Source organism: Janthinobacterium sp. HH106 (assembly GCF_001758725.1).
Taxonomy (GTDB): Bacteria; Pseudomonadota; Gammaproteobacteria; order Burkholderiales; family Burkholderiaceae_D; genus Janthinobacterium.
Genome location: NZ_LRIC01000030.1, coordinates 1 through 20,221 on the forward strand (window position 1 = coordinate 1; position 20,221 = coordinate 20,221).

The 20,221-nt window shown below is 56.6% G+C and carries 16 protein-coding genes, 1 rRNA gene and 1 pseudogene; 7 read left to right on the forward strand and 11 right to left on the reverse strand.

Annotation, left to right across the window (positions count from 1 at the left end):
* The first annotated feature begins 290 nt into the window (after positions 1-290).
* Positions 291-403 (forward strand): 5S ribosomal RNA (rrf, locus tag JAB8_RS13000).
* A 60-nt stretch (positions 404-463) separates the two neighbouring features.
* Here the strand turns inward: rrf and JAB8_RS13005 are convergent.
* The 3 genes and pseudogenes from JAB8_RS13005 to JAB8_RS13015 all read right to left on the reverse strand — a co-directional run.
* Positions 464-808 (reverse strand): DUF1840 domain-containing protein, encoded by a 345-nt coding sequence (locus JAB8_RS13005; RefSeq protein WP_070224486.1) that lies wholly within the window; start codon positions 806-808, stop codon positions 464-466.
* Positions 809-988: 180 nt separating this feature from the next.
* Positions 989-1,534, reverse strand: a complete 546-nt coding sequence (locus tag JAB8_RS13010) for a hypothetical protein (RefSeq protein ID WP_070289900.1) — start codon at positions 1,532-1,534, stop codon at positions 989-991.
* A 64-nt stretch (positions 1,535-1,598) separates the two neighbouring features.
* Positions 1,599-2,285: pseudogene (locus tag JAB8_RS13015) on the reverse strand (ATP-binding protein); the annotation flags it as partial.
* Between the two features lie 114 nt (positions 2,286-2,399).
* Between JAB8_RS13015 and JAB8_RS13020 the strand changes: the two are divergent.
* The 5 genes from JAB8_RS13020 (at position 2,400) to JAB8_RS13035 (ending at position 8,418) form a co-directional block, all read left to right on the forward strand.
* A complete protein-coding gene (locus tag JAB8_RS13020; protein ID WP_071654410.1) occupies positions 2,400-3,071 on the forward strand; it encodes a heteromeric transposase endonuclease subunit TnsA in 672 nt (223 codons plus the stop codon).
* Positions 3,061-4,983 carry a Mu transposase C-terminal domain-containing protein gene (locus tag JAB8_RS13025; protein ID WP_070289902.1) on the forward strand — a complete coding sequence of 641 codons (1,923 nt, stop codon included), beginning with the start codon at positions 3,061-3,063 and terminating at the stop codon, positions 4,981-4,983. Before JAB8_RS13020 ends, JAB8_RS13025 begins: the two co-directional genes overlap by 11 nt.
* Positions 4,980-5,870, forward strand: coding sequence for a TniB family NTP-binding protein (locus tag JAB8_RS13030; RefSeq protein ID WP_070289904.1), 891 nt, complete (start codon positions 4,980-4,982; stop codon positions 5,868-5,870). The genes JAB8_RS13025 and JAB8_RS13030 overlap by 4 nt, the downstream gene beginning before the upstream one ends.
* Positions 5,871-6,439: 569 nt before the next feature.
* A complete protein-coding gene (locus JAB8_RS29920) occupies positions 6,440-6,952 on the forward strand; it encodes a hypothetical protein (protein ID WP_254679514.1) in 513 nt (170 codons plus the stop codon).
* A 587-nt stretch (positions 6,953-7,539) separates the two neighbouring features.
* Positions 7,540-8,418: a hypothetical protein gene (locus tag JAB8_RS13035; protein WP_070289906.1), complete on the forward strand. Its 879-nt coding sequence runs from the start codon at positions 7,540-7,542 to the stop codon at positions 8,416-8,418.
* Here JAB8_RS13035 and JAB8_RS13040 read toward each other — a convergent pair.
* From JAB8_RS13040 to JAB8_RS13070, 8 genes are all read right to left on the reverse strand, one after another.
* Entirely contained in the window at positions 8,408-8,602 is a 195-nt protein-coding gene (locus JAB8_RS13040; RefSeq protein ID WP_139143040.1) for a hypothetical protein, read from the reverse strand. The two genes, JAB8_RS13035 and JAB8_RS13040, sit on opposite strands and share 11 nt — an antisense overlap.
* Before the next feature lie 186 nt (positions 8,603-8,788).
* Positions 8,789-11,218, reverse strand: coding sequence for an AAA family ATPase (locus JAB8_RS13045; RefSeq protein WP_070289911.1), 2,430 nt, complete (start codon positions 11,216-11,218; stop codon positions 8,789-8,791).
* Positions 11,215-11,790 carry a hypothetical protein gene (locus JAB8_RS13050; RefSeq protein WP_070289913.1) on the reverse strand — a complete coding sequence of 192 codons (576 nt, stop codon included), beginning with the start codon at positions 11,788-11,790 and terminating at the stop codon, positions 11,215-11,217. The genes JAB8_RS13045 and JAB8_RS13050 overlap by 4 nt, the downstream gene beginning before the upstream one ends.
* Complete coding sequence (locus JAB8_RS13055) at positions 11,787-13,502, reverse strand: SIR2 family protein (protein ID WP_070289915.1); 1,716 nt, start codon at positions 13,500-13,502, stop codon at positions 11,787-11,789. Before JAB8_RS13055 ends, JAB8_RS13050 begins: the two co-directional genes overlap by 4 nt.
* A gap of 486 nt (positions 13,503-13,988) precedes the next feature.
* Entirely contained in the window at positions 13,989-15,101 is a 1,113-nt protein-coding gene (locus JAB8_RS29515; protein ID WP_275528100.1) for a hypothetical protein, read from the reverse strand.
* Between the two features lie 67 nt (positions 15,102-15,168).
* Positions 15,169-15,894 carry a ZIP family metal transporter gene (locus tag JAB8_RS13065; protein WP_031942924.1) on the reverse strand — a complete coding sequence of 242 codons (726 nt, stop codon included), beginning with the start codon at positions 15,892-15,894 and terminating at the stop codon, positions 15,169-15,171.
* A 21-nt stretch (positions 15,895-15,915) separates the two neighbouring features.
* Complete coding sequence (locus tag JAB8_RS28185; RefSeq protein ID WP_071654412.1) at positions 15,916-16,206, reverse strand: zinc ribbon domain-containing protein; 291 nt, start codon at positions 16,204-16,206, stop codon at positions 15,916-15,918.
* 21 nt (positions 16,207-16,227) lie between these two features.
* Positions 16,228-16,800 carry a recombinase family protein gene (locus tag JAB8_RS13070; protein ID WP_070289921.1) on the reverse strand — a complete coding sequence of 191 codons (573 nt, stop codon included), beginning with the start codon at positions 16,798-16,800 and terminating at the stop codon, positions 16,228-16,230.
* Between the two features lie 187 nt (positions 16,801-16,987).
* Here JAB8_RS13070 and JAB8_RS13075 point away from each other — a divergent pair, with 187 nt between their 5' ends.
* Complete coding sequence (locus JAB8_RS13075; RefSeq protein WP_046983514.1) at positions 16,988-19,954, forward strand: Tn3 family transposase; 2,967 nt, start codon at positions 16,988-16,990, stop codon at positions 19,952-19,954.
* Positions 19,955-20,221: the final 267 nt, after the last annotated feature.

Below are 20,221 nucleotides of genomic sequence, written 5' to 3' on the forward strand. Positions count from 1 at the left end.
TTTTTTTACGTCTGGCGCTTGGATACGCCGCTGGTGCTGTCGGCTTACGCTGCGCTAAGCCGACCTACGCCGGCCTGCGCCGACCTACGCCGACGGACATCGGCCCACATCGGCCAACATCAACCAAGCCGGGTAGGTCGGATTAGCGCGCAGCGCGTAATCCGACAACACTGTTGGCGTCCGAGGGGAGACTTATGCGCTTGCGCGCCAAGCTGACCTACGGTATAATTCGCCTCCTCAGATCAGATGGTTTGCTGCCCCGTTGGGAGCAGGCTGTTGAAAAAGTTATGCCTGATGACCATAGCAAGTTGGTCCCACCCCTTCCCATCCCGAACAGGACCGTGAAACAACTTTGCGCCGATGATAGTGCTGCAACCAGTGTGAAAGTAGGTTATCGTCAGGCTTGTTATATGAAAAAACCCCGCATCAGCGGGGTTTTTTTTCGTCTGCAGCATTCATCGAATCAGATGCCCCAGGTGATGCTTTCATTTTCCGCCTTGGCCGAGCGCAGCATCTCCATCAAGGGATAGGCGCGCTGCGAGAAATGCACTTTTTGCGCGCGCGCATGGGCGCCCGTTTCACCATCTTCCAGCGTTTCCGGCGTATGCGCATCGTGTTCGACGTCATTTTCCGGATGTAGTTTGCTTTCCGCGACTTCTTTTTCTAGCAGGGCCAGGGCATCGCCCGCTTCGGCTGGCGTGATGACGCCGCGTGTGGGGTTCTTGTGCAGGATGTCGAGGATGCGCTGGGCATGTTCCTGGTACATCAGCACTTCAGGGGAGGATTTGGATTTGAATGAGATCAACATAAGCGCTTTCTGAAACTTGTTGTTAGTGTCGAAACAATATCACGACTTGAAATGTCGCACAGGCCGTCCGATTGCCCGGATTGCACATTTGCAAGCCGGATAGGGCCATCTGTTGGACAACGCACGCATTTACAAGAGCTTGCTTGCGGTGAAAACACCCGTTTAAGCGATCGTTAAGTCTCAATCCAGTTTCGCCGAGTCCATGAAAGTGTCGATGGTGTCACGCGACAGCTTGCTTTCTTCACCGAGGATGATGATCTGGAAAATCCGTTTATCCTGCGCCACAAAACGGCCGACCAGCAAGACAGGCTTGCCTTGCTGCGTGCCTTTGGCCTCGATGCTGAGCGAACTGCGCTGGTGTGTCCCGGCCGCCGTGCTGCTGGCCGTCGATGCCGATTTTTCGCTGCGCACGGTGCCGTTAATATTTTTTAACAGGGCAGTCTGCATGGCGGGCAGGGCCGCTTGCGCCTGTTCTGCGCTGTCGAGCAAGGCGCTGCCGATGGCGAAGGTATTGCCATCGACCTCGCTGGCCGTCATGGTCAGGCTGATTTTCTTGCCATCGAGATCGATCTCGCGCGTCAGCACGGCCGGTTTGCCTGGAAACAAGGCCGTGAACTGGGCGTCGGGGCTGCGGTAGTCGCGCCAGTCGAACTTCGGACTGCAGGCCGACAAGATGCCGGCGGCCGCGAGCGTAGCCAGAAAGAGGGCAAGTGATGGTTTTTTCATCAGCAGATGGTAGCAGCGCCGCCAGTCGTGCGCAATCGTGCACGTGCGGCACTTACGGGCCGCCTTATATTTCACGCAGCACGCGCCGGTACTGGATCGCTTCGGCGACGTGCGGCTGCGTGATGCCGGGGCTAGCCTCCAGGTCCGCGATGCTGCGCGCCACGCGCAGTACGCGGTGGTAGGTACGCGCCGACCAGTGCAATCGCGCCATGGCGCCATGCAGCAGCTGTTCGCCATGGGCTTCCAGGCGACAATGCTGTTCGATTTCCGTGCTGCTCAGGCGCTGATTCGCCTTTCCCTGGCGTGCCAGCTGCAGGGCAAAGGCTGCCGCTACCCGCGTGGCGATGGCTTGCGTGCTTTCTCCGGCGCCGGCGTGCCGGCCCAGCGCCGTCGGCGCCATGGCGGCTACTTCAATCTGCAGGTCGATACGGTCGAGCAGCGGGCCGGACAGGCGGCTGTGATAACGGAGCACGGCGTCCGGCGTGCAGCGGCAACGTCCCGAAGCGTGGCCCAGATAGCCGCACGGGCAGGGATTCATGGCGGCGATCAGCTGGAAGCGGGCGGGAAACTCGGCCTGACGGGCCGCGCGTGAAATGTTGATCACGCCCGATTCCATGGGCTGGCGCAGCACATCGAGCACCCGGCGCTGGAATTCGGCGATTTCATCGAGAAACAGCACGCCGCAGTGCGCGAGCGAGATTTCTCCGGGGCGCGGCACGTTGCCGCTGTGATATCCTTAAATAAGTGCGACAGATACTCGTGTAAATCAACTACTTACATGCGATTTTCTGAAATTGATGCGATAGAAATACGCAAAATAGCTGCGACCAGACTAAGAATAATTGATAATAGGTGCGACAAGACCATGCTGCAGCAAACACGAAAAATCAAGCCTACCCGACGTAGCGTGTCGGGCGTCTATCCTTTCCGCAACGACACGTCTGTACCTTACGAATCGACTCTTGAACGAGACTTTCTGATACGGACAGAGTTTTTTCTAGACGTATTGGACGTCATAGCTCAGCCTGTACAAATATCATTCGTCGGCTCGAATGGAAACACGTACACCTATACACCGGACTACTTGGTCTACTACAGGTTAGGTACCCAAAGCTATAACGAATACCCACGACCGTTGCTCGTGGAAGTGAAGCCTGAAGCGGCTTGGCGAGAAAATTGGCGCGATTGGTTGCCGAAGTGGAAGGCCGCTAGACGCTACGCGCATATTCAAGGATGGCAGTTTCATATCTGCGATGAGTCGCGCATACGCGACAGCGTGTTCATGAGCGTTAACTTTCTTGAACAATACAAACGAATGAACTTCTCCAATGAAGAAAGCCAGTGTGTGATTGACAGCGTGCAGGAGATGGGCTCGGCACCTATTCACTATCTTCTCGCGCGACATTTCATGGGCCTATATCGTGCACAAGGCATTGCCCATATCTGGCACTTAATCGCAACACGGCGTCTCGATTGCGACGTTAGCAAGGGTCTCAACGAATTTTCTGAAGTCTGGATCCCCACTTATGTCTATTGAAGAGTACGAGCCGCCCAATGATGCTTTTGAGCCTGTGCGTGAGCGCATCAATGTCTCCGTCGGGGCGCTGGTTCAACGTGAGACGACGATATTCCGTATTGTGCAGGTTCTCGATTTTGAGACCCTTATCGGCATTGACGTTGATACCGGCAAGAGCGCCGCTTTACGTATCGGGGATTTGCGCGTTTTAAGTCGGGCTGCTGACTATGCGCCCAGCGCTCCTCAAGACTTAGCGGACATTGCCGACGAGGACTGGCGCATAGCCCAAGAGCGCCTTGCTGCAATCAAGCCACTTCTTGAGGTAAGTCGCATTGGGCGCGACATCGTTGAGGCCAGAGCACGCGAACTCAATATTAATGCAGCTACGCTATACCGTTGGCTTCAACGGTATAAAGCTTGTGGTGTGATATCAGCGCTTATTCCTCAAAAGCGTGGCTGGAGGCCGGGCAATGGTCGTATAGATGAGGACGCAGAAGCTGTGATCGAGCAGGTCATCCGGGAATTTTACTTGACGCCACAGCGGCCCACAGCGCAAAAAGCGATAACGGAAGTGCTGCGTGCGTGTCAGTCAAAGGGCATTGCTGCTCCTAGCGCTACAGCCATCCGGGCGAGAATATCTCGCATCGCTGAAAAAACACAGCTCCGGGGCCGAGGTCAGAAAGAGAAGGCGAAGAACAAGTTTCTTCCAGCCGCGGGCAGTTTTCCGAATGCGACGTTCCCGTTGGCAGTGATGCAGATCGATCACACTCCAGCCGATATCATTCTGGTTGATGATGTCTATCGTAAGCCGATTGGACGCCCTTGGATTACGTTGGCTATGGATGTGCACACTCGCATGGTCACTGGCTACTACCTCTCCTTCGATCCGCCTTCCGAGACGTCTGTGGCAATGTGTGTTGCTCATTCCATGTTGCCTAAAGAGGAGTGGATGCTCTTGCATAAGGTCGATGCTGAGTGGCCCGTGTGGGGTGTACCAAGAACCATTTATGTCGATAACGGGGCAGATTTCCGGTCGAACAACTTTAAACAGTCCTGTCTGATGTATGGGATCAGGTTAGAGTTTCGGCCAGTAAAACAGCCGCGTTACGGTGGCCACATCGAGCGCATGCTTGGCACGTTGCTGCGGGAAATTCATGACCTGCCTGGCACCACATTTTCGTCGATCAAAGAGCGTGACGGGTATGACTCGGAAAAGCACGCAGCACTGACAAAAACGGAGTTTGAAGAGTGGCTTGTGACATTGATCACGAAACTCTACCATCGCCGCCTCCATTCTGCGATTGGCTTGACGCCGACACGTAAATGGGAAATCGGGATCTTTGGTAATGCTGAAGTCGCTGGCATTGGTGTGCCACCACGGCCAGCCGATCGCCTCACGATTTTGCTCGATTTTCTTCCCTTTTTCCGGCGAACAGTACAAACCTTTGGCGTTACGATCGAAGGTCTCACCTACTATGCAGAAGCCTTGCGGCCTTGGATTAATGCCCAAGATGAGGAAACAAAAAAGAAAAAGGATTTGATCTTCCGACGTGATCCGCGCGATGTGAGCACGATCTGGTTTTTCGATCCCAAGCTTGAGCACTATTTTAAGATACCGTTGGCGGACCTGGCTTTGCCATCGATGAGCATTTGGGAGTACCGTCAGGCGAAGGAGCAATTAAAGCGAGCCGGCATTGCGAGCGTCAATGAGCATCAGATATTGGGCGCTATTACCGAGCTGAGAAGCCGGGTCGATGAAGCCTCGCAGAAGACTAAGGCGGCACGACGGCAGGCGCAGCGCAGAAAGGAGCATGCCAAGAACGTGTCTCCCGCCCAGCCGCTCGCAAAGCCGGCCGCTCCACCTCCGCCAGTAGCGCCCCACGCAGCTGGGTTGCTCGACACGGAAATTAATGATTTTGGGGATATTGCATGAGTACGTACGAGCACATTCATCCCGACTTTCGCCACGTTATGGCGCTCAGTGCTGAGGAACGAATCGAGTTTTTGGATCAGCCTCGGTGGATAGGCTATACAGTCGCCCAAAACATCTTGGATACCTTGCAAGGTCTGCTCCACAAGCCGAAGCGGCCGCGTATGCCAAATTTACTGATCGTTGGCGATTCCAATAATGGTAAAACTACTGTCATCGAGCGGTTTCGTCATCTATGCGGTGTGTCGTATGTCAATGCTGATTCGGAGCCGGTAAAGCCAGTCATCGTCGCCGAGGCGCCGCCTAGCGCTGATGAAAAAGGCCTGTACATCTCCATCCTAGAACAGTTTTTCTCGCCATACCGGGCAACGGATCCAACCTCGAAACTTCGGTACCAAGCAATCCATCTGTTCAGGGCGTGCCATGTGCGCATGCTGGTGATCGATGAATTTCACTCGCTGTTGACAGGGTCACCAGTGAAGCAGCGAGAAGTGATGAATGCCATCAAGTTGATGTGCAACGAACTGGCCATCCCAATTGTCGGGGTCGGCACCCGTGAAGCAGTACGTGTACTGCACACTGATCCACAACATGCGAGTCGATTCGACGTCATGACACTGCCGTTGTGGGAGCTCAATGTAGATTTCCAGCGGCTTCTTGCTGGCTTTGAAAAGGTCTTGCCGCTCAAAACTCGGTCTAACATCCACTCACCTGATTTGGCTTCACTTTTTTACACCATCTCAGAAGGGAACACCGGAAACTTGCATCGCCTTTTGATCGCGTGCGCCCAAGAGGCGATTCGTTCTGGCAAAGAACAGATTGATCGAGCCATTATAGAAAAAAAAGCATGGTTACGTCCCACTCGCGGTATTCGAGAACTGATTGGGTAACGCCTAGTTGGCCAGTTCCAGTACGCCTGGAAACAGATGAGCTGTTTTCAACCTGGTTAATTCGTGTGGCGTTCGCTCAAGGCTGCGAGCCGTTAGTGCTCACGGGAGCTTTGTGGCCTGCGTGGCGGGCGTGGACAATTGATCTTGATAGACGCATTACCCTAGATCGATTGTCTGTTTTGGCGAAAAGGACCGGGGAAGAGGTTGCGACGTTGGACGCCGCAACGCTCAGGCCGATCGCTATGGCGATGGGAAATGGATCGGACAAGGCGGCTATCCTGCCATGGATTCTCGCACTTGGCTCCCGCAATCGGCGCCGCTGCGGCGGCCTTCAATTTTGCCCTATCTGCCTTCAGGGAGATCGGTTTCCTTACTACCGGCGCCATTGGCGCTTGGCGTGGCACACTGCTTGTAGCCGGCATGGTATCGAGCTCCTCGACCGGTGCCGCCAATGTGGGGCAATTCTCGAACCTCACCGCTTGTCATTGTCCCAAGCCATTTTGAGCACCTGTGCTACATGCGGCAATGATTTGCGAACTTGTTCTGCAGCGTTGGCAGGCGCATCTCTTATGGCATTCCAGTACAGTGCTGATGATGTAATAAAATGTGGGTATGGAAAAGTTCACGATACCTTGCTGCCCGCAGCTGAGTGGTTTGCCCTCAGCCGATATTTCCTGATGTTGGTGCGGACTGCGACACGCTTCCAGTCGGGTAAGCTCGCCGGCTGGCTAACTGCATTAGGTATTGACATCGCTGCGATGCAACCTGCTGCCACCGGCCTAGCTTTTGAACTATTGCCACCTCACGAGCGAGCCGTGATTTTGCCGGCCGTCAGCAAACTGCTGTCAACAGACCCGCAGCGTTTGCTGGAATTCGCATGCGCACTCGCCGTTGCCGCAGAGGCATTTCAACAAGGTCGTCAGGATTTGCCGTTCCCGATGTGTGATGTAGTCGCTTCGCTGCCTCTGCATCATCGGCGCCGTCGAGCCAAGACCAGCAGCCAAAAGAACATGCCGCTGCCACCAATATCTGTTTTACGCAAATGGGCTCGGCTTCAACGGAAAATGGGACGTATTTTATGATCCCATCCCTCTCCCTCGGTCAATTCTGCGACCAGTGCGCCCAAGACATGCAAAAGGCCCAACGGCTTTATCGCGGGAAGCGTTATTGCTCGCATTGTTACTTCAAACTATTTAGGCCTCGCCAATGCCCGCAGTGCGATCAAACTGCACGCCTCCTTATCACCGACCTGACCTCAGTTTGCTCAGCATGCGAGAAGAGCATGCCTTGCACCAGGTGCGGCAAGATCAATTATGCTGTTGGGAAGATGACGGCTTACGGGCCTGTTTGTAACGGCTGCGCGATCTATTTTCGCATTCCATCAACGGCGAACCATGCCGCCAGGCCGGCCCAAGAACTGGCCGTCTCCACTACCGGCAGTAATACCAGTTACGCTACATGTAGATCCTGTCGGCGCCACCGACGCATTGCCAGCCAAATCGATGGTTTTCCTTTGTGCAAGGCCTGCAGCGAGAACGGTTTCATACCCTGTCCATGTTGCGGTAGCGAAATGCCTGCTGGGCGCGGCGAACGTTGCGAAACCTGTTACTGGTCCGCCACTTTCTTCAAGCGACTGGCAATTGATAAGGCAGGAATATCGTCGTCTGGAATGGAGTCTATCTTTCACGCGTTTGGGGATTGGTTACTACAGCAGGTCCCCGCGAAAAAAGCCGCTCAGTCGATTCATCGATATTTTCTATTTTTTTACGAGATGGATAAGCGGTGGGGTGCTGTCCCAAGCTATGACGATTTGTTAAGATACTTCACCGCTGAGGGTCTTCGCCGGGTGCGTCTGCCAATGCGCTGGTTGAGCGAGGCTGAGCTAGTGGCTGTGAACGCGGTCAGTCGAGAGCAAGCATCCGAGAATCGACGTATTGAAGCGATTGCGTCGCTACTTCAGCCTGGCAAAGCCACAACCGCTATTTTTTTTGCATACAAAGAAGCGCTATTCTCTCGCAAGGCTTCAGATAAAACTACCTTGCGCACCGTTCGCCTTCTGTTGCAGCCAGCGGCTGCGTTGCTGGACCAATGTAGTAGCCATGGGTTGCTCACCCCAGACCAGACGTCAATTGACCGCTATCTCGCAGCGGTACCAGGTCAGCGCAATAATATGTCAGGCTTTGTTTCATTTCTTAACAGCACGTATGCACTTTGCTTGCGGATTGATCACGGCGGCAAGCAAGCAGCTGCGCGTAGAGCTAAAAAACTTGAAATGGATATCATCCACCTACTCAGTGAAGATGATCGTGATGATAAGTTCATACGTCAGTGGCTATCACTCACGCTTGCGTATTTCCATGGATTACCGCGCAAAGCCGGGGTCGAGCTTGACCAAAAAAAAGTACTTTTTTTTGGTGCCGAAGGCTTTAACATTACAGTCAACACGAAAGAGTACTGGGTACCGCATTGGGATACTCGCGCTATATCTGATAACTTGAGTCACCACGACAAAACGCGATTGATCAAGAAAGAAACACTCATTCGTTGATTCGGACCTTAATCAAATCACGCGCCACGCATACTCCCTCCTTGACAACGTAAGCTTCCACAAAATGGTCACCGTGGAAATCGGTTTTCTCGTATTTCTGCTTTTTTCCACCATCAGGCTCGATTTGCCTGCGGATCATGTTGCGGCGCTCTGCCTCGAACCCAACATTGCGAACTTTCCACATGATGTCGTATGGCAAAGGGACGTCGCAATGCTCCATGTGGAAGCGAAGCGACCTTGCTGCCCTTCGCCAGACTGGCTGAGACGGGTCGTTCGACGCTAAAGCCCAGGTGTCGCATCCCGAGCTGAAGCCTCGTCCCAATCACTCGGCCGCTCCAGGCTAAGGGTCGTCTACAGCGAGTACGAACGTCTACGCTGCAATCGCCAGATCCTGCTTCCAGTCTCTGACTGTAGTATTTGCCACCGACTCGCCATTTGCCGTGCGCCCTAGCTCTACTGTGATCAGTCGGTCACCATCGAACGCTGGGCTGAGTTCCAGGCACAGGTAGTCGAAGAGCGGCTTCTCGTGCACGGCGATGATGACCTGACGGCCATGCTGCTTCGAGAGTGTTCGCAACAAAGCAGCGAACTGCGAAATGTGAACCTCATCCATGCTTTGCACCGGGTCGTCGATGATCAGCCATGGCAGCTGCGGCTTCATGGACAGATGGAGTGCGAAGAACAGCGTTAGCGCGGCCGTGTTGAGATTCCCGGCACTGAGCATGGCCCTTGGATTTCCGCCTTTACTGCCATCTCGGTAGAGGGTCTCCAGCCTCGCTTCGACTCCACCCTTTGTCGTCTGGGGCAAAGCAAAGGCGGGGATAAAAGGCTCGTCCGGTGCCAAGCGAACGAATAGGTCTCGCCATGCCGCATTCAACGAATCATTAAACACCTGGCCCACAACGCGGGAACGCTCGAGCTGAGCAAGCTTGAGAAGCTCGCGCGCCTGTTCGATAGTGCGCTCCCCCGCTTCCTTCGCAGCTTGTAGGCCTTGACGAGTAGTTCTCCGCTCCAACTGCCGCGCCTTGATAGCTTCAATGTTTTGCTGCTTCAGCAGAAGTTCCCTAAGCGCTGCTTGGCCATCGCGGCGTGCCGACTCTTTCGCCGTCAGCAGCTCCAACCGAGCAGTCACCTCAGCCAGGAACCGCTGCAGAGCCGCTTGCAAAGACTCGCTGTCACCGATGGGATCGACGGAGAGCACCGTGGCGTACCGACCAGCAGTGTCGCGAATGGCCGTTGATTGCTGATCGACAGCGCGAATTGATGCCAGCGCTTGCGCGGCGTTGGCAGCTTGCCCAAACAGGGTTTCGCCAGCCTTAGCTTCCCCTTCCAGGGACGCCAAATCCTGCAAGGCCTGCTCAAGGGTTGCAAGCCTTTGCTCGTACTCCGTTCTCACTTCGGCCGTGTGGACTTGCGCCTGAGCGACACCGATCTCTCGGTCTCGGGCCGCGACCGCGCTCCCAGTGTTCGCCCGCTCTTGCGACAACGCTGAGAGCAGGCCAGCCGACTGAGTTAGGGACGCGATTCGAGCCGTGAGATGACCCAGCAGCGGCGAAGACGAAACCTCACGGAAGTCCCGACTACAGACGGGACATTCTTCGGTGTGCATATGCGGCACCAAGGCGGAAAGCGTCTGAGCAAACTGGCCGGCCTCGCGCGAATGCTGCACGATCTGTTTGTCGATATCTTCCAGCCGCGTGGCGAGGCCTTGCCGGTCAGTCTGAAGCTTCGAAACCTGCTGTTGCGCTGTTTGATCCTTAGCTTGAACCTGTTGGCATCGCGCCACCTCATTGGAAACAGCCCGATGGGCATAGGCACGAGCGTACTCAGGGCGGTTCTGAATGGGGGACGGCAGATCAGAGAAGTAGCCACCGAGATTTTCGAACAGCTCGGTCATGCGCTGGCCGCTTGTACCCAGCCAACTGTGTAGTGCCGCATCTGCGGCGACGGCCGCCGTTTCGATGGTAGAGCGCCGGTCGGCTGCCACGGCGGATACCGCCTTCTGGCTCTGCGAGACCGTGTCGTTGAGCTCTCGCCGGAGCTGAGTCAAACGTTGTTGCTCCGGCTCATGTGACTGCTCCTTCAACAGGTCAAGCATCGCCTGCGCCGAGAGACTGGCAACGTCTGGCCAATGTGGTATTAGTCGCTCCCGTGCCGACTGTGTGAGCTGCATTGCCTGCCCCTCGGCGGAGGTGAGCTCTTTGGCCAGGCGGCTCAATTCGTCATCCAAACTCGGGAGTTGCTCACGCATGTCCCAGAAGCTCACGGCATGACCACGAAGCCGGCGAACATCGCCAGCGTCGTGCAGGCCGTCAATGAGGGCATCCAGTGCATCCAGCCCGAGCAGCTCCTTGACGAATCGCGTCAGTTCCGTGCCATTCGTTGATTTGTCCTCGTAGAACTCCAGCAGCCTCGTCAGTGTGGATTGCGCGAGGTAGCAGCGCTCCGAGAAGTGCTTTGTCAGGACAGGATCGAGCGCCGCCTTGCCGGTGAACTCGCTTCCATGAATGTCGAAATTCCCTGCAGGAAACTCGGCGCCAAGCCCGTGAACGCCGATCGACACCGATGCCGTCTTGGACACCGCTTCCTTATGAACCAGATGCTCCCGAAGCTGCGGGTCCAGCCGAGATAACGATGCCAGATGGCCGGTCAGGCCAAGTTCCATCGCCGTCAACAAGCTGGTTTTGCCAGCGCCATTGCGGCCATGGATCAGCACGATAGGGCTGTCCATTGGGATCGTGACGGTCCCACGAAGACTGCGAAAGTCGGTAGCTATTAGGGACGTGATGCGCGGCGTCATATGGTCTTCTCCTTGGCCTGAACGGCAGCGGCGTCGATGATCGAGTACAGTTCCTTGCTGACGGCGCCTTTCCCTAAAGACGCAACATCGATCAGCCTCCTGATGGTCTCGTCCAGGTTTTGTGCGGCGACGTGGATGCGGGCCAAGGAGTTACCCGCCACGGACTCAGGCTTAGGTAACGATAGGGGCAACAGCACAGCCAGCCAGTTCTTCAGGACTTTGTCGCCGTCGTCCCCCGCGATGGTACCTGTGGGGAGGACTCGGCAGACCCGGCCCAAAGCTTCCAGGGCAGAAGCACTGGGACGGGGGCCGGTCACCACCAAGGTAAGCGACCGTGTAGAGGATGCGATGTCCAACGCGCGCGCCACGCCGTCGACCTTACGTGTCAACTGCGTCTCGCTCTCGCTTGCGATGTCGGCGACTACGATCAGTTCGGCCGAACTATTCGCCTTTACGAACGCGGCTGGAAACTGGAACTTTAGCTCGCCGACCCGGAGTCCATTAGCGATTCGCTGGTACCCAGCATCCTCGAGCACTGCCGCGACCCGGCCCACCGGTGTTGAATCAGTCATAGCGCAAGCTCCTGTCTGAATGCTTCATAGAGGTCATCAGCGGTAGCGTAGGTTTGCAGCAGCGTCGATATGCTTACCTCGCGTGCTTTCGGGAGTCCAGTCCGCCCGGTGGCCCCCCTTGGAGATCGGGACATTGGCACTGCTAGCTTCTGCGACTGAATCAAGATGGGGTTTTCTGTCTCCACCAAGTGGCCCTCGCTGTGAAGCAGCGCCGCGCCGGACGCGCTTGCTGTCAGGTAAACCTTGGTGCGGGCCGCTGCTGCACCTTTTCCTGTGACCGCCAGTACGCCTGATGCCCTGTCAAGAGACTCGGCTTCCACTACCCAGTGATTGCGGCTCAAACCCATCCCCACCAGGCCGAGTGCTACGGCGGCCTCGCGCAATCCGAGAGCCCCCAAGGCGGGGTTGCCAGTGAGGGCTGTCACGACGTCACTTGAGATCGGCTCAAACTTGACATTCGGGTGTTCGATTTGGCCGTCTCGCAGCAGCTTGCAGGCACGGCCGAATCGATCAAGGAGCGCATCAATGAAGTCGAGCTCAGGCTTCGCCACATCTGCTAGGTGGTTGCGAAGCGACACGATACCGGTGCACAGGTGTTGACGCTCCGCAAGCTGAAGCGTACCTGGAGCGAGAGAAATCAACGCCTGCAGCTTTCTCGACCACACATCCAGCAGCAGCGCGGTGAGCAACCGCTTTGCGTATGCTTGGATTCGCCCCGCCTCAAAGACCGACGTCAGGTTCGCAGGGGTAATCTGGTCACGATAAACATTTTTCAGGAGCGATCGTTGGTCCATGCCCAGCTCTTGCTCTGAGAACACGTAGCTAGGTGGAGGATTGCCAAGCTGCCACGTCAATTCGTTGGCCGCCTTGTTGAAGATGCCCTGAATATTGGCGTCCTGGGCCGAAAGGCCCAGCATAAGCGTGCGCTTGCTCCCGACGATGTGCGTCAATGCTGTCACAAGCCCTTGATTGTTCGCCTGGGTGCAAAACGCGGCGACCTGATCGTTTGAAGCCACTAACCATTGGCGGTACTGGCCGGGGTCATCTTGAGCCTTGACAGCACAGCCGTGGAACTTGATGAGGCGGGTCTTATTGCGGGGCAGTTGAAGGTCGGCGGGACGCGCGACAACCGTCGGGCTGAGCGCGGCATTACCGTCCGTAAGGGTTTCCACTGCTCTTTCGATCAGTGGGTCCCAGTTGGCGGAGAGCATTTCAGGGGTTGTACCCTCCAGACTCAATGCCGCCAGGCACAGATGCTCCACGTCGGGCGTCATGGAGGAATCGGCGAACGTCGCGCCGACGTCGATGACAGTCCACAACAGATAATCCATGTCCTCGCCATCGACCGTGAGGCCAAGCAGCTTAGAATAGTTGTTGACCAAGCGCCAAGACATGGCATCCTGATCCGGCCAGCTGGCAAAGGGCTCATCGAACTTCGAGCGTGCACGTTCGTCCGCTGAAGCGCTGGCCAAGCTGAGAATCTCTCGCAGCGTGCGGATGAACTTGCAGTTCGGATCCGTATGGTCAATTCGCGAGCGTACGAACTCGACAACTTTGCCGACGAGGATGCGCAGACTCGGCGCGCGTCCGAATGAAATCCCGGACCCCAACCAGAATGCGTAGAGCCCGTTCGACACGCCAGCCGCGAAGGGCTCGAACGGGCCATCAAGCAGATTCAGCGTGTCACGCACGCTGATGTCAAATGCGGCCATGGGTAGCCTCTCCTCTTCCTGTTTTCATCTCGTTATAGAGCGCTCGTTTGGTGATCAACTCGCGCTTAGAGCGGGAGAAGTCGAATCGACGCCTCCTTGCACCTCGCAGCACAGCTTTCTGATATACAGCATATTTCGCGAACCGGTCAATCAGTTACTCGTCCATGCCCTAAAAGTCGCTTGAAGTGACCACAATCGACTGCCTGATAGTCGCGCAGCTCGAATTAGTAAAGCTGCGGGAAGGGCGATTTTCAACTCACTTTTCAAATCAATACGTCTACTCTTGGCCGAACCCGGCAGGTCGAACCGGCATAGCATGTTGCTCGGCCGAAAGCTCACAGGCGATCACGACAGGCAGGAAACGCTCCATTGCAGCCTGTCGGTTAATCACTCCTAAATGACTTCTATGTAGAGAAGCGCGTTGCCGCCAATGGCACAATCGATCTGACTATATTAGCTGCTCAGCTTTGCGTCGCTTCTTCGTGGCTACAGTCGCTTGATTAAGCTCTTTACCCAAGACATGCAGAATTCGATGGTTTGGTCTATCTGCTGTGAGGTAAAATTTGGCATGTCTTTACTGCCGGGCCCATGTCCCAGATCATTGCGCACGTCGCTGTAGAATCGCTGCATTGATTGCCGTTCCCAACCGTCGATGAATGCACCATTCATCTTGGACTCAAGATGATTCAGAAAGTCTGACACACCTTTTTCAGTACCTGTAGTCCATTTTTTTACTTCGCAAACGATCTTGATCGTGCTCTCCAGTGCCTTAGCAGCATAAAACGATGGATCCCTGCCGCCGGTATCTCTGCGATCAATCGCCTCAGCCATGTCTATGCTCACATTCTTCCATTGAATGTCCTTCACCAATAGCCAGAATGGCTGCTCAACTTGTTCTTGCATCCGTTCGTCCTGAGTAATCTGCAAGTACCCATTGTGATAATGCAGTGGCATACCAGCTTGCCTTAGACGTTCGTTCAACTCTCGAACATTTTCCATGAATTTCAGGTTTATCGCCTCATTGAAGACTTGAACGCTATTCGAGCGTTTTCCAGGAATAGTCATGGATGTTCGGGGCATCCTATCTTGCATTTCCGCCTCGGCCAACCGTTTTGGCAACTCAGAATTCAGCTTAGTTATCTGTTCCTCTCGCGTACGGAAGGCTAATTCGACGAAGCTTAGGCGACGCTTAACGAACATGTCTGGATCAAGACTATCTACGAATTTGAAGTTAAGCCACTGCTCGACCACGGAGTTCATGTTGTTCCAACCCGAGCTCGTGTAAGGCTTGCCCATATACTCGGCTTGATAAGAGTAGTATTTCGGTGACAGTTCTTTGACCCCAATCTCCATTGCCATACGGTCATGAATATCAGTCCAGATTGCCTTTATGCTGTCGTCGATCTTTTGGTCTTGCCCATAGTACTTCCAAATTTGATCGTTGACGATTTTGTATGCCTGAACAAAGAGTGCACACTCCTGTTGTCCGACTCTCTCGAACATGGGGCGATTCGCATACCTGCGAAAAAAGACATCAGTAAGGGGTCGTCTCAGAAAACGGAAAAAATCGTACGCTAAGCGTGCGTTGTTGCCGCGCACCAGCAGTACAGCGTAGGAGGCGGACGCGCCACCGCCCTCCGTCCTAACTGACAGGTTCGTACCGTTGTCATGCCATCAATTCCAATAGGTACAGAGAGACAAAGCCTGCAAAGAAAGCAACGGTGATGAGCGGGGTTTCCTGGACTTCGTGCGCCTCGGTCAGTAGTTCTTCCACTACCAAATACATTAGGGCGGCGGCACCGAATGACAACATGATTTCCAGTGCGACGCCTGAAAGTCCGCCCAGCAACGCACTGCCCAACGAAGCTCCCGCGACGACCAAGCCGCTCAGGCTTGCGATGCAGAGCAAGTTGCGTCCTCGCCCCCAGTTGGCCTGAGCAAGGCTCGTAGCCACGGAGAGACCAAGGAACAGTAACTCAAGCGTGAGCGCGATCACAAGCAGCGTTCCAACTCGGGCACCTGCGGCGAATCCCACGCCGATCAGCAAGCCGTCGATAAAGATATCGATGGCTACGGCAGCCAGCAAGCCGACCTTGCCGCCCGATGTTGCCTCATCGCGTGCCTCAACACGTTCCGCAACAAGCTTGACGCACAGCATCAACGCAACACCCAAGATAAAGCCGATCACGACGCCGAGTGGTTGGTGCTCCCTGGTCATCTCTGGCAACAACTCGCCGGCAACAGCCGCCAGCACGACACCGGCGGCGAAGTGCTGGATCACGCTGCGTACGGTCTCGCTGGGTGTTCGCCACACAGCGATTGCGCCGCCGAAGATGGTGGCAGCCGCCGGAATGAGGGTCAGCGCGAGGATTTGCTCATGCGGGGTAGCCATGCGGTCTGCGCGGTTCTGTGTTTAGCCTACGGTTTTGCCGCATTGCCCGCAGAATTTGGCCCCAGCCTGCAAGGTCGTACCACACTGCGCACAAACTGAGGGGGTCAAAGAAGTGCCGCACTGCTGGCAAAACCGAGCCCCGACTGCATTGATGGCTCGACAGCTAGGACACGCAACCGTGCCGCCTGCGGACGGCGGCGGAACATTGCCATAGCCTCCCGGAGGAACGCCATAGCCGCCGCCATGACCACCGCCATGACCACCGCCATGACCACCGCCATGACCACTAAACAACCGATCAAGAATACCCATTTTCAATTCTCCTTTTGCACATTAAAACTCTGCCGATGAGACGTGGGTTGTAGCCGGCACCCAGCGGTAGAGGGTTGGAACGGAAACACCGAGGTTCTTGGCCACATCCCTGGCCGGAACACCGCCGGCCAGCAACTTCTTGGCCGAAGCAATCTTGCTATCGGTCATCTTGGGCTTACGCCCACCCTTGCGACCCAATTGGCGTGCCACGTCCAACCCGGCGCGGGTGCGCTCGATGATTAGCTCACGCTCCATTTCGGCGAGGCTGGCCATGACGTGAAAGAAGAAGCGGCCAGATGGTGTGCCGGTGTCGATGCCATCGGTCAGGCTATTGAACTGAACACCCTGTTTGTGCAGTTCGGCAACCAGATCCACTAGTTGTTTGACGCTGCGTCCCAGGCGATCGAGTTTCCACACCACAAGAACATCGCCGCTACGCACCATTTCCAACGCCTTGTCCAAGCCAGGTCGTTTGGCGCGGGTGCCGCTCACTTTGTCCTCAAAGACCTTTTGGCACCCAGCCTTGGTCAAAGCTTCACGCTGAAGCTCAAGGTTCTGATCCTGCGTCGAGACACGCGCATAGCCGATCAGCATGACTACTGCTCCTTGCCTTGGAAAATTACGCCATCCATTCTTATCGAAACTCATTGCAATGGTAAGGGATCGAGAATAACATTTCAAGAACTATTTTCGAGAATCGCAACGCCTTGATTTCGCGTGTCACGTCGGTGGTCTGGTGCGGCCTCTCACAATCCCTCGTTTTCAAGAAGAAGGAGACTGCATGCCACGCCGTTCGATTCTGTCCGCCGCCGAGCGGGCAAGCCTACTATTGCCACCCGACACCGAAGATGAACTCATCCGGCACTATGCCTTCGGTGAAACCGACCTGTCGCTGATTCGCCAGCGGCGCGGCGACGCCAATCGGCTGGGCGTCGCCGCGCAGTTGTGCTTGCTGCGCCTCCCCGGTCAAGGCTTGCTGCCCGATGCCTCCATGCCAATGTCCCTGCTGCAATGGATCGGACGACAACTGCGCATCGACCCATCGTGCTGGCCGCAGTATGCAGAGAGGGAAGAAACCCGGCGCGAGCATCTGCTTGAGCTGCGTGCATATTTGGGCGTGGAGCCATTCGGCTTGGCGCACTACCGGCAGGCCGTCCATGCCACCACCGAATTGGCATTGCAGACGGACAAGGGCATCGTGTTGGCTGTCAGTGTCCTCGACACGCTGCGCCACCGGCACATCATCATCCCGGCGCTGGATGTCATTGAGCGTGTCTGCGCCGAGGCCATTACCCGCGCCAACCGGCGCATCTACGAAGCCCTGTCCGAATCACTGGCGGACACGCATCGCCGCCGACTCGACGATCTGCTGAAACGCCGAGACAACGGCAAGACGACCTGGCTGGCCTGGCTGCGACAGTCGCCTGTCAAACCGAACTCCCGCCACATGCTTGAACACATCGAACGCCTCAAAGCCTGGCAGGCGCTCGACCTGCCTACCGGCATCGAGCGGCTGGTTCACCAGAATCGGCTTCTCAAGATAGCCCGCGAGGGTGGACAGATGACGCCCGCCGACCTGGCCAAGTTCGAGCCGCAACGGCGCTACGCCACCCTCGTGGCGCTGGCCATCGAGGGCATGGCCACCGTCACCGACGAAATCATCGACCTGCACGACCGTATCCTGGGCAAGCTGTTCAACGCCGCCAAAAACAAGCATCAGCAGCAGTTCCAGGCATCGGGCAAAGCCATCAACGCCAAGGTGCGCCTGTACGGGCGCATCGGCCAGGCGCTGATCGACGCCAAACAATTGGGCGGCGACCCATTCGCCGCCATCGAGGCCGTCATGTCCTGGGATGCCTTCGCCGAAAGTGTCACCGAGGCGCAAAAGCTCGCGCAGCCCGATGACTTCGATTTCCTGCACCGCATCGGCGAGAGTTACGCCACCTTGCGCCGCTACGCGCCGGAATTCCTCGACGTGCTCAAGCTGCGGGCCGCGCCCGCAGCCAAGGACGTTCTCGACGCCATTGAGGTGCTGCGCGGCATGAACACCGACAATGCCCGCAAGGTGCCCGCCGATGCGCCGACCGGCTTCATCAAGCCGCGCTGGCAGAAACTGGTGATGACCGATGCCGGTATAGACCGGCGCTACTACGAACTATGCGCGCTGTCCGAGTTGAAGAACTCCCTGCGCTCGGGCGACATCTGGGTGCAAGGGTCACGCCAATTCAAGGACTTCGAGGACTACCTGGTGCCGCCCGAGAAGTTCGCCAGCCTCAAGCAGTCCAGCGAGTTGCCGTTGGCCGTGGCCACCGATTGCGACCAGTACCTGAGCGAGCGCTTGGAGCTGCTGGATGCGCAGCTCGCCACGGTCAACCGCATGGCGGCGACGAACGATCTGCCGGACGCCATCATCACGGAGTCGGGCTTGAAGATCACGCCGCTGGATGCGGCGGTGCCCGACACCGCGCAGGCGTTGATCGACCAAACGGCCATGATCCTGCCGCACGTCAAGATCACCGAACTGCTGCTCGAAGTCGATGAATGGACAGGCTTCACCCGGCACTTTGCGCACCTGAAATCGGGCGAGTTGGCCAAGGACAAGAACCTATTGCTGACCACGATCCTGGCCGACGCGATCAACCTGGGCCTGACCAAGATGGCCGAGTCGTGCCCTGGCACGACCTACGCCAAGCTCGCCTGGCTGCAAGCCTGGCATACCCGCGACGAAACCTACGGGGCGGCGCTGGCCGAATTGGTCAACGCCCAGTTCCAGCATCCGTTCGCCGGGCATTGGGGCGACGGCACCACGTCATCGTCGGACGGCCAGAATTTCCGAACCGGCAGCAAGGCCGAGAGCACGGGGCACATCAACCCGAAGTACGGCAGCAGCCCAGGACGGACGTTCTACACCCACATCTCCGACCAGTACGCGCCGTTCCACACCAAGGTGGTCAATGTCGGTGTGCGCGACTCGACCTATGTGCTCGACGGCCTGCTGTACCACGAGTCCGACTTGCGTATCGAGGAGCACTACACCGACACGGCGGGCTTCACCGATCACGTTTTTGCGCTGATGCATCTGCTGGGCTTTCGATTCGCACCTCGCATCCGCGACTTGGGCGACATCAAGCTCTACATCCCCAAGGGCGAAACCGTCTATGACGCCCTCAAGCCGATGATTGGCGGCACGCTCAACATCAAGCATGTCCGCGCCCATTGGGACGAAATCCTGCGACTGGCCACCTCGATCAAGCAGGGCACCGTCACGGCCTCGCTGATGCTGCGCAAGCTCGGCAGCTACCCACGCCAAAACGGCCTGGCCGTGGCACTGCGCGAGCTGGGCCGCATCGAGCGCACGCTGTTCATCCTGGACTGGCTGCAAAGCGTCGAACTGCGTCGTCGCGTGCATGCCGGGTTGAACAAGGGCGAAGCGCGCAACGCGCTGGCCAGGGCGGTGTTCTTCAACCGGCTGGGCGAAATCCGCGACCGCAGTTTCGAGCAGCAGCGCTATCGGGCCAGTGGACTCAACCTGGTGACGGCGGCTGTCGTGTTGTGGAACACAGTCTACCTGGAGCGCGCAGCGCATGCCTTGCGTGGCAACGGCCATGCCGTCGATGAGGCGCTGTTGCAGTACCTGTCGCCGCTGGGCTGGGAACACATCAACTTGACCGGCGATTACCTCTGGCGCAGCAGCGCCAAGGTAGACGCGGGCAAGTTCAGGCCACTACGTCCGTTCTCCGGGTCTTAGCGTACGATTTTTTCCGTTTTCTGAAGCGACCCCAGTAAGCATGACCAAATATTCTCATAGAGTTAACTTTCGGGGTGGGGAAGGCAGGTCAAGTCTATATTGCGAAGTTGTTGAAAGTATAGGTGTACAAGCCTCTATGGCCGGACCGACCGTTCGGCCCGGCATAGCAGGTTAAGAGCGTGAAAATCTAGCGGCTGCATCGGCAGGCTGCATTCGCCCCATATCAGCCATTCCCGATCATAGTTGCGAAAAGGCGCTTGGCACACG

Bases quoted from the DNA above. Each gene is read 5' to 3' on its own strand.
- JAB8_RS13065 (WP_031942924.1), bottom strand. From the start codon at position 15,894: ATGGCTACCCCGCATGAGCAAATCCTCGCGCTGACCCTCATTCCGGCG.
- JAB8_RS13075 (WP_046983514.1), top strand. From the start codon at position 16,988: ATGCCACGCCGTTCGATTCTGTCCGCCGCCGAGCGGGCAAGCCTACTA.
- JAB8_RS13010 (WP_070289900.1), bottom strand. From the start codon at position 1,534: ATGAAAAAACCATCACTTGCCCTCTTTCTGGCTACGCTCGCGGCCGCC.
- JAB8_RS13050 (WP_070289913.1), bottom strand. From the start codon at position 11,790: ATGACTGATTCAACACCGGTGGGCCGGGTCGCGGCAGTGCTCGAGGAT.
- JAB8_RS13070 (WP_070289921.1), bottom strand. From the start codon at position 16,800: ATGCTGATCGGCTATGCGCGTGTCTCGACGCAGGATCAGAACCTTGAG.
- JAB8_RS13030 (WP_070289904.1), top strand. From the start codon at position 4,980: ATGAGTACGTACGAGCACATTCATCCCGACTTTCGCCACGTTATGGCG.
- JAB8_RS13020 (WP_071654410.1), top strand. From the start codon at position 2,400: ATGCTGCAGCAAACACGAAAAATCAAGCCTACCCGACGTAGCGTGTCG.
- JAB8_RS13055 (WP_070289915.1), bottom strand. From the start codon at position 13,502: ATGGCCGCATTTGACATCAGCGTGCGTGACACGCTGAATCTGCTTGAT.
- JAB8_RS13035 (WP_070289906.1), top strand. From the start codon at position 7,540: ATGGAGTCTATCTTTCACGCGTTTGGGGATTGGTTACTACAGCAGGTC.
- JAB8_RS13045 (WP_070289911.1), bottom strand. From the start codon at position 11,218: ATGACGCCGCGCATCACGTCCCTAATAGCTACCGACTTTCGCAGTCTT.
- JAB8_RS28185 (WP_071654412.1), bottom strand. From the start codon at position 16,206: ATGGGTATTCTTGATCGGTTGTTTAGTGGTCATGGCGGTGGTCATGGC.
- JAB8_RS13025 (WP_070289902.1), top strand. From the start codon at position 3,061: ATGTCTATTGAAGAGTACGAGCCGCCCAATGATGCTTTTGAGCCTGTG.
- JAB8_RS13005 (WP_070224486.1), bottom strand. From the start codon at position 808: ATGTTGATCTCATTCAAATCCAAATCCTCCCCTGAAGTGCTGATGTAC.
- JAB8_RS29920 (WP_254679514.1), top strand. From the start codon at position 6,440: ATGGCATTCCAGTACAGTGCTGATGATGTAATAAAATGTGGGTATGGA.
- JAB8_RS13040 (WP_139143040.1), bottom strand. From the start codon at position 8,602: ATGTGGAAAGTTCGCAATGTTGGGTTCGAGGCAGAGCGCCGCAACATG.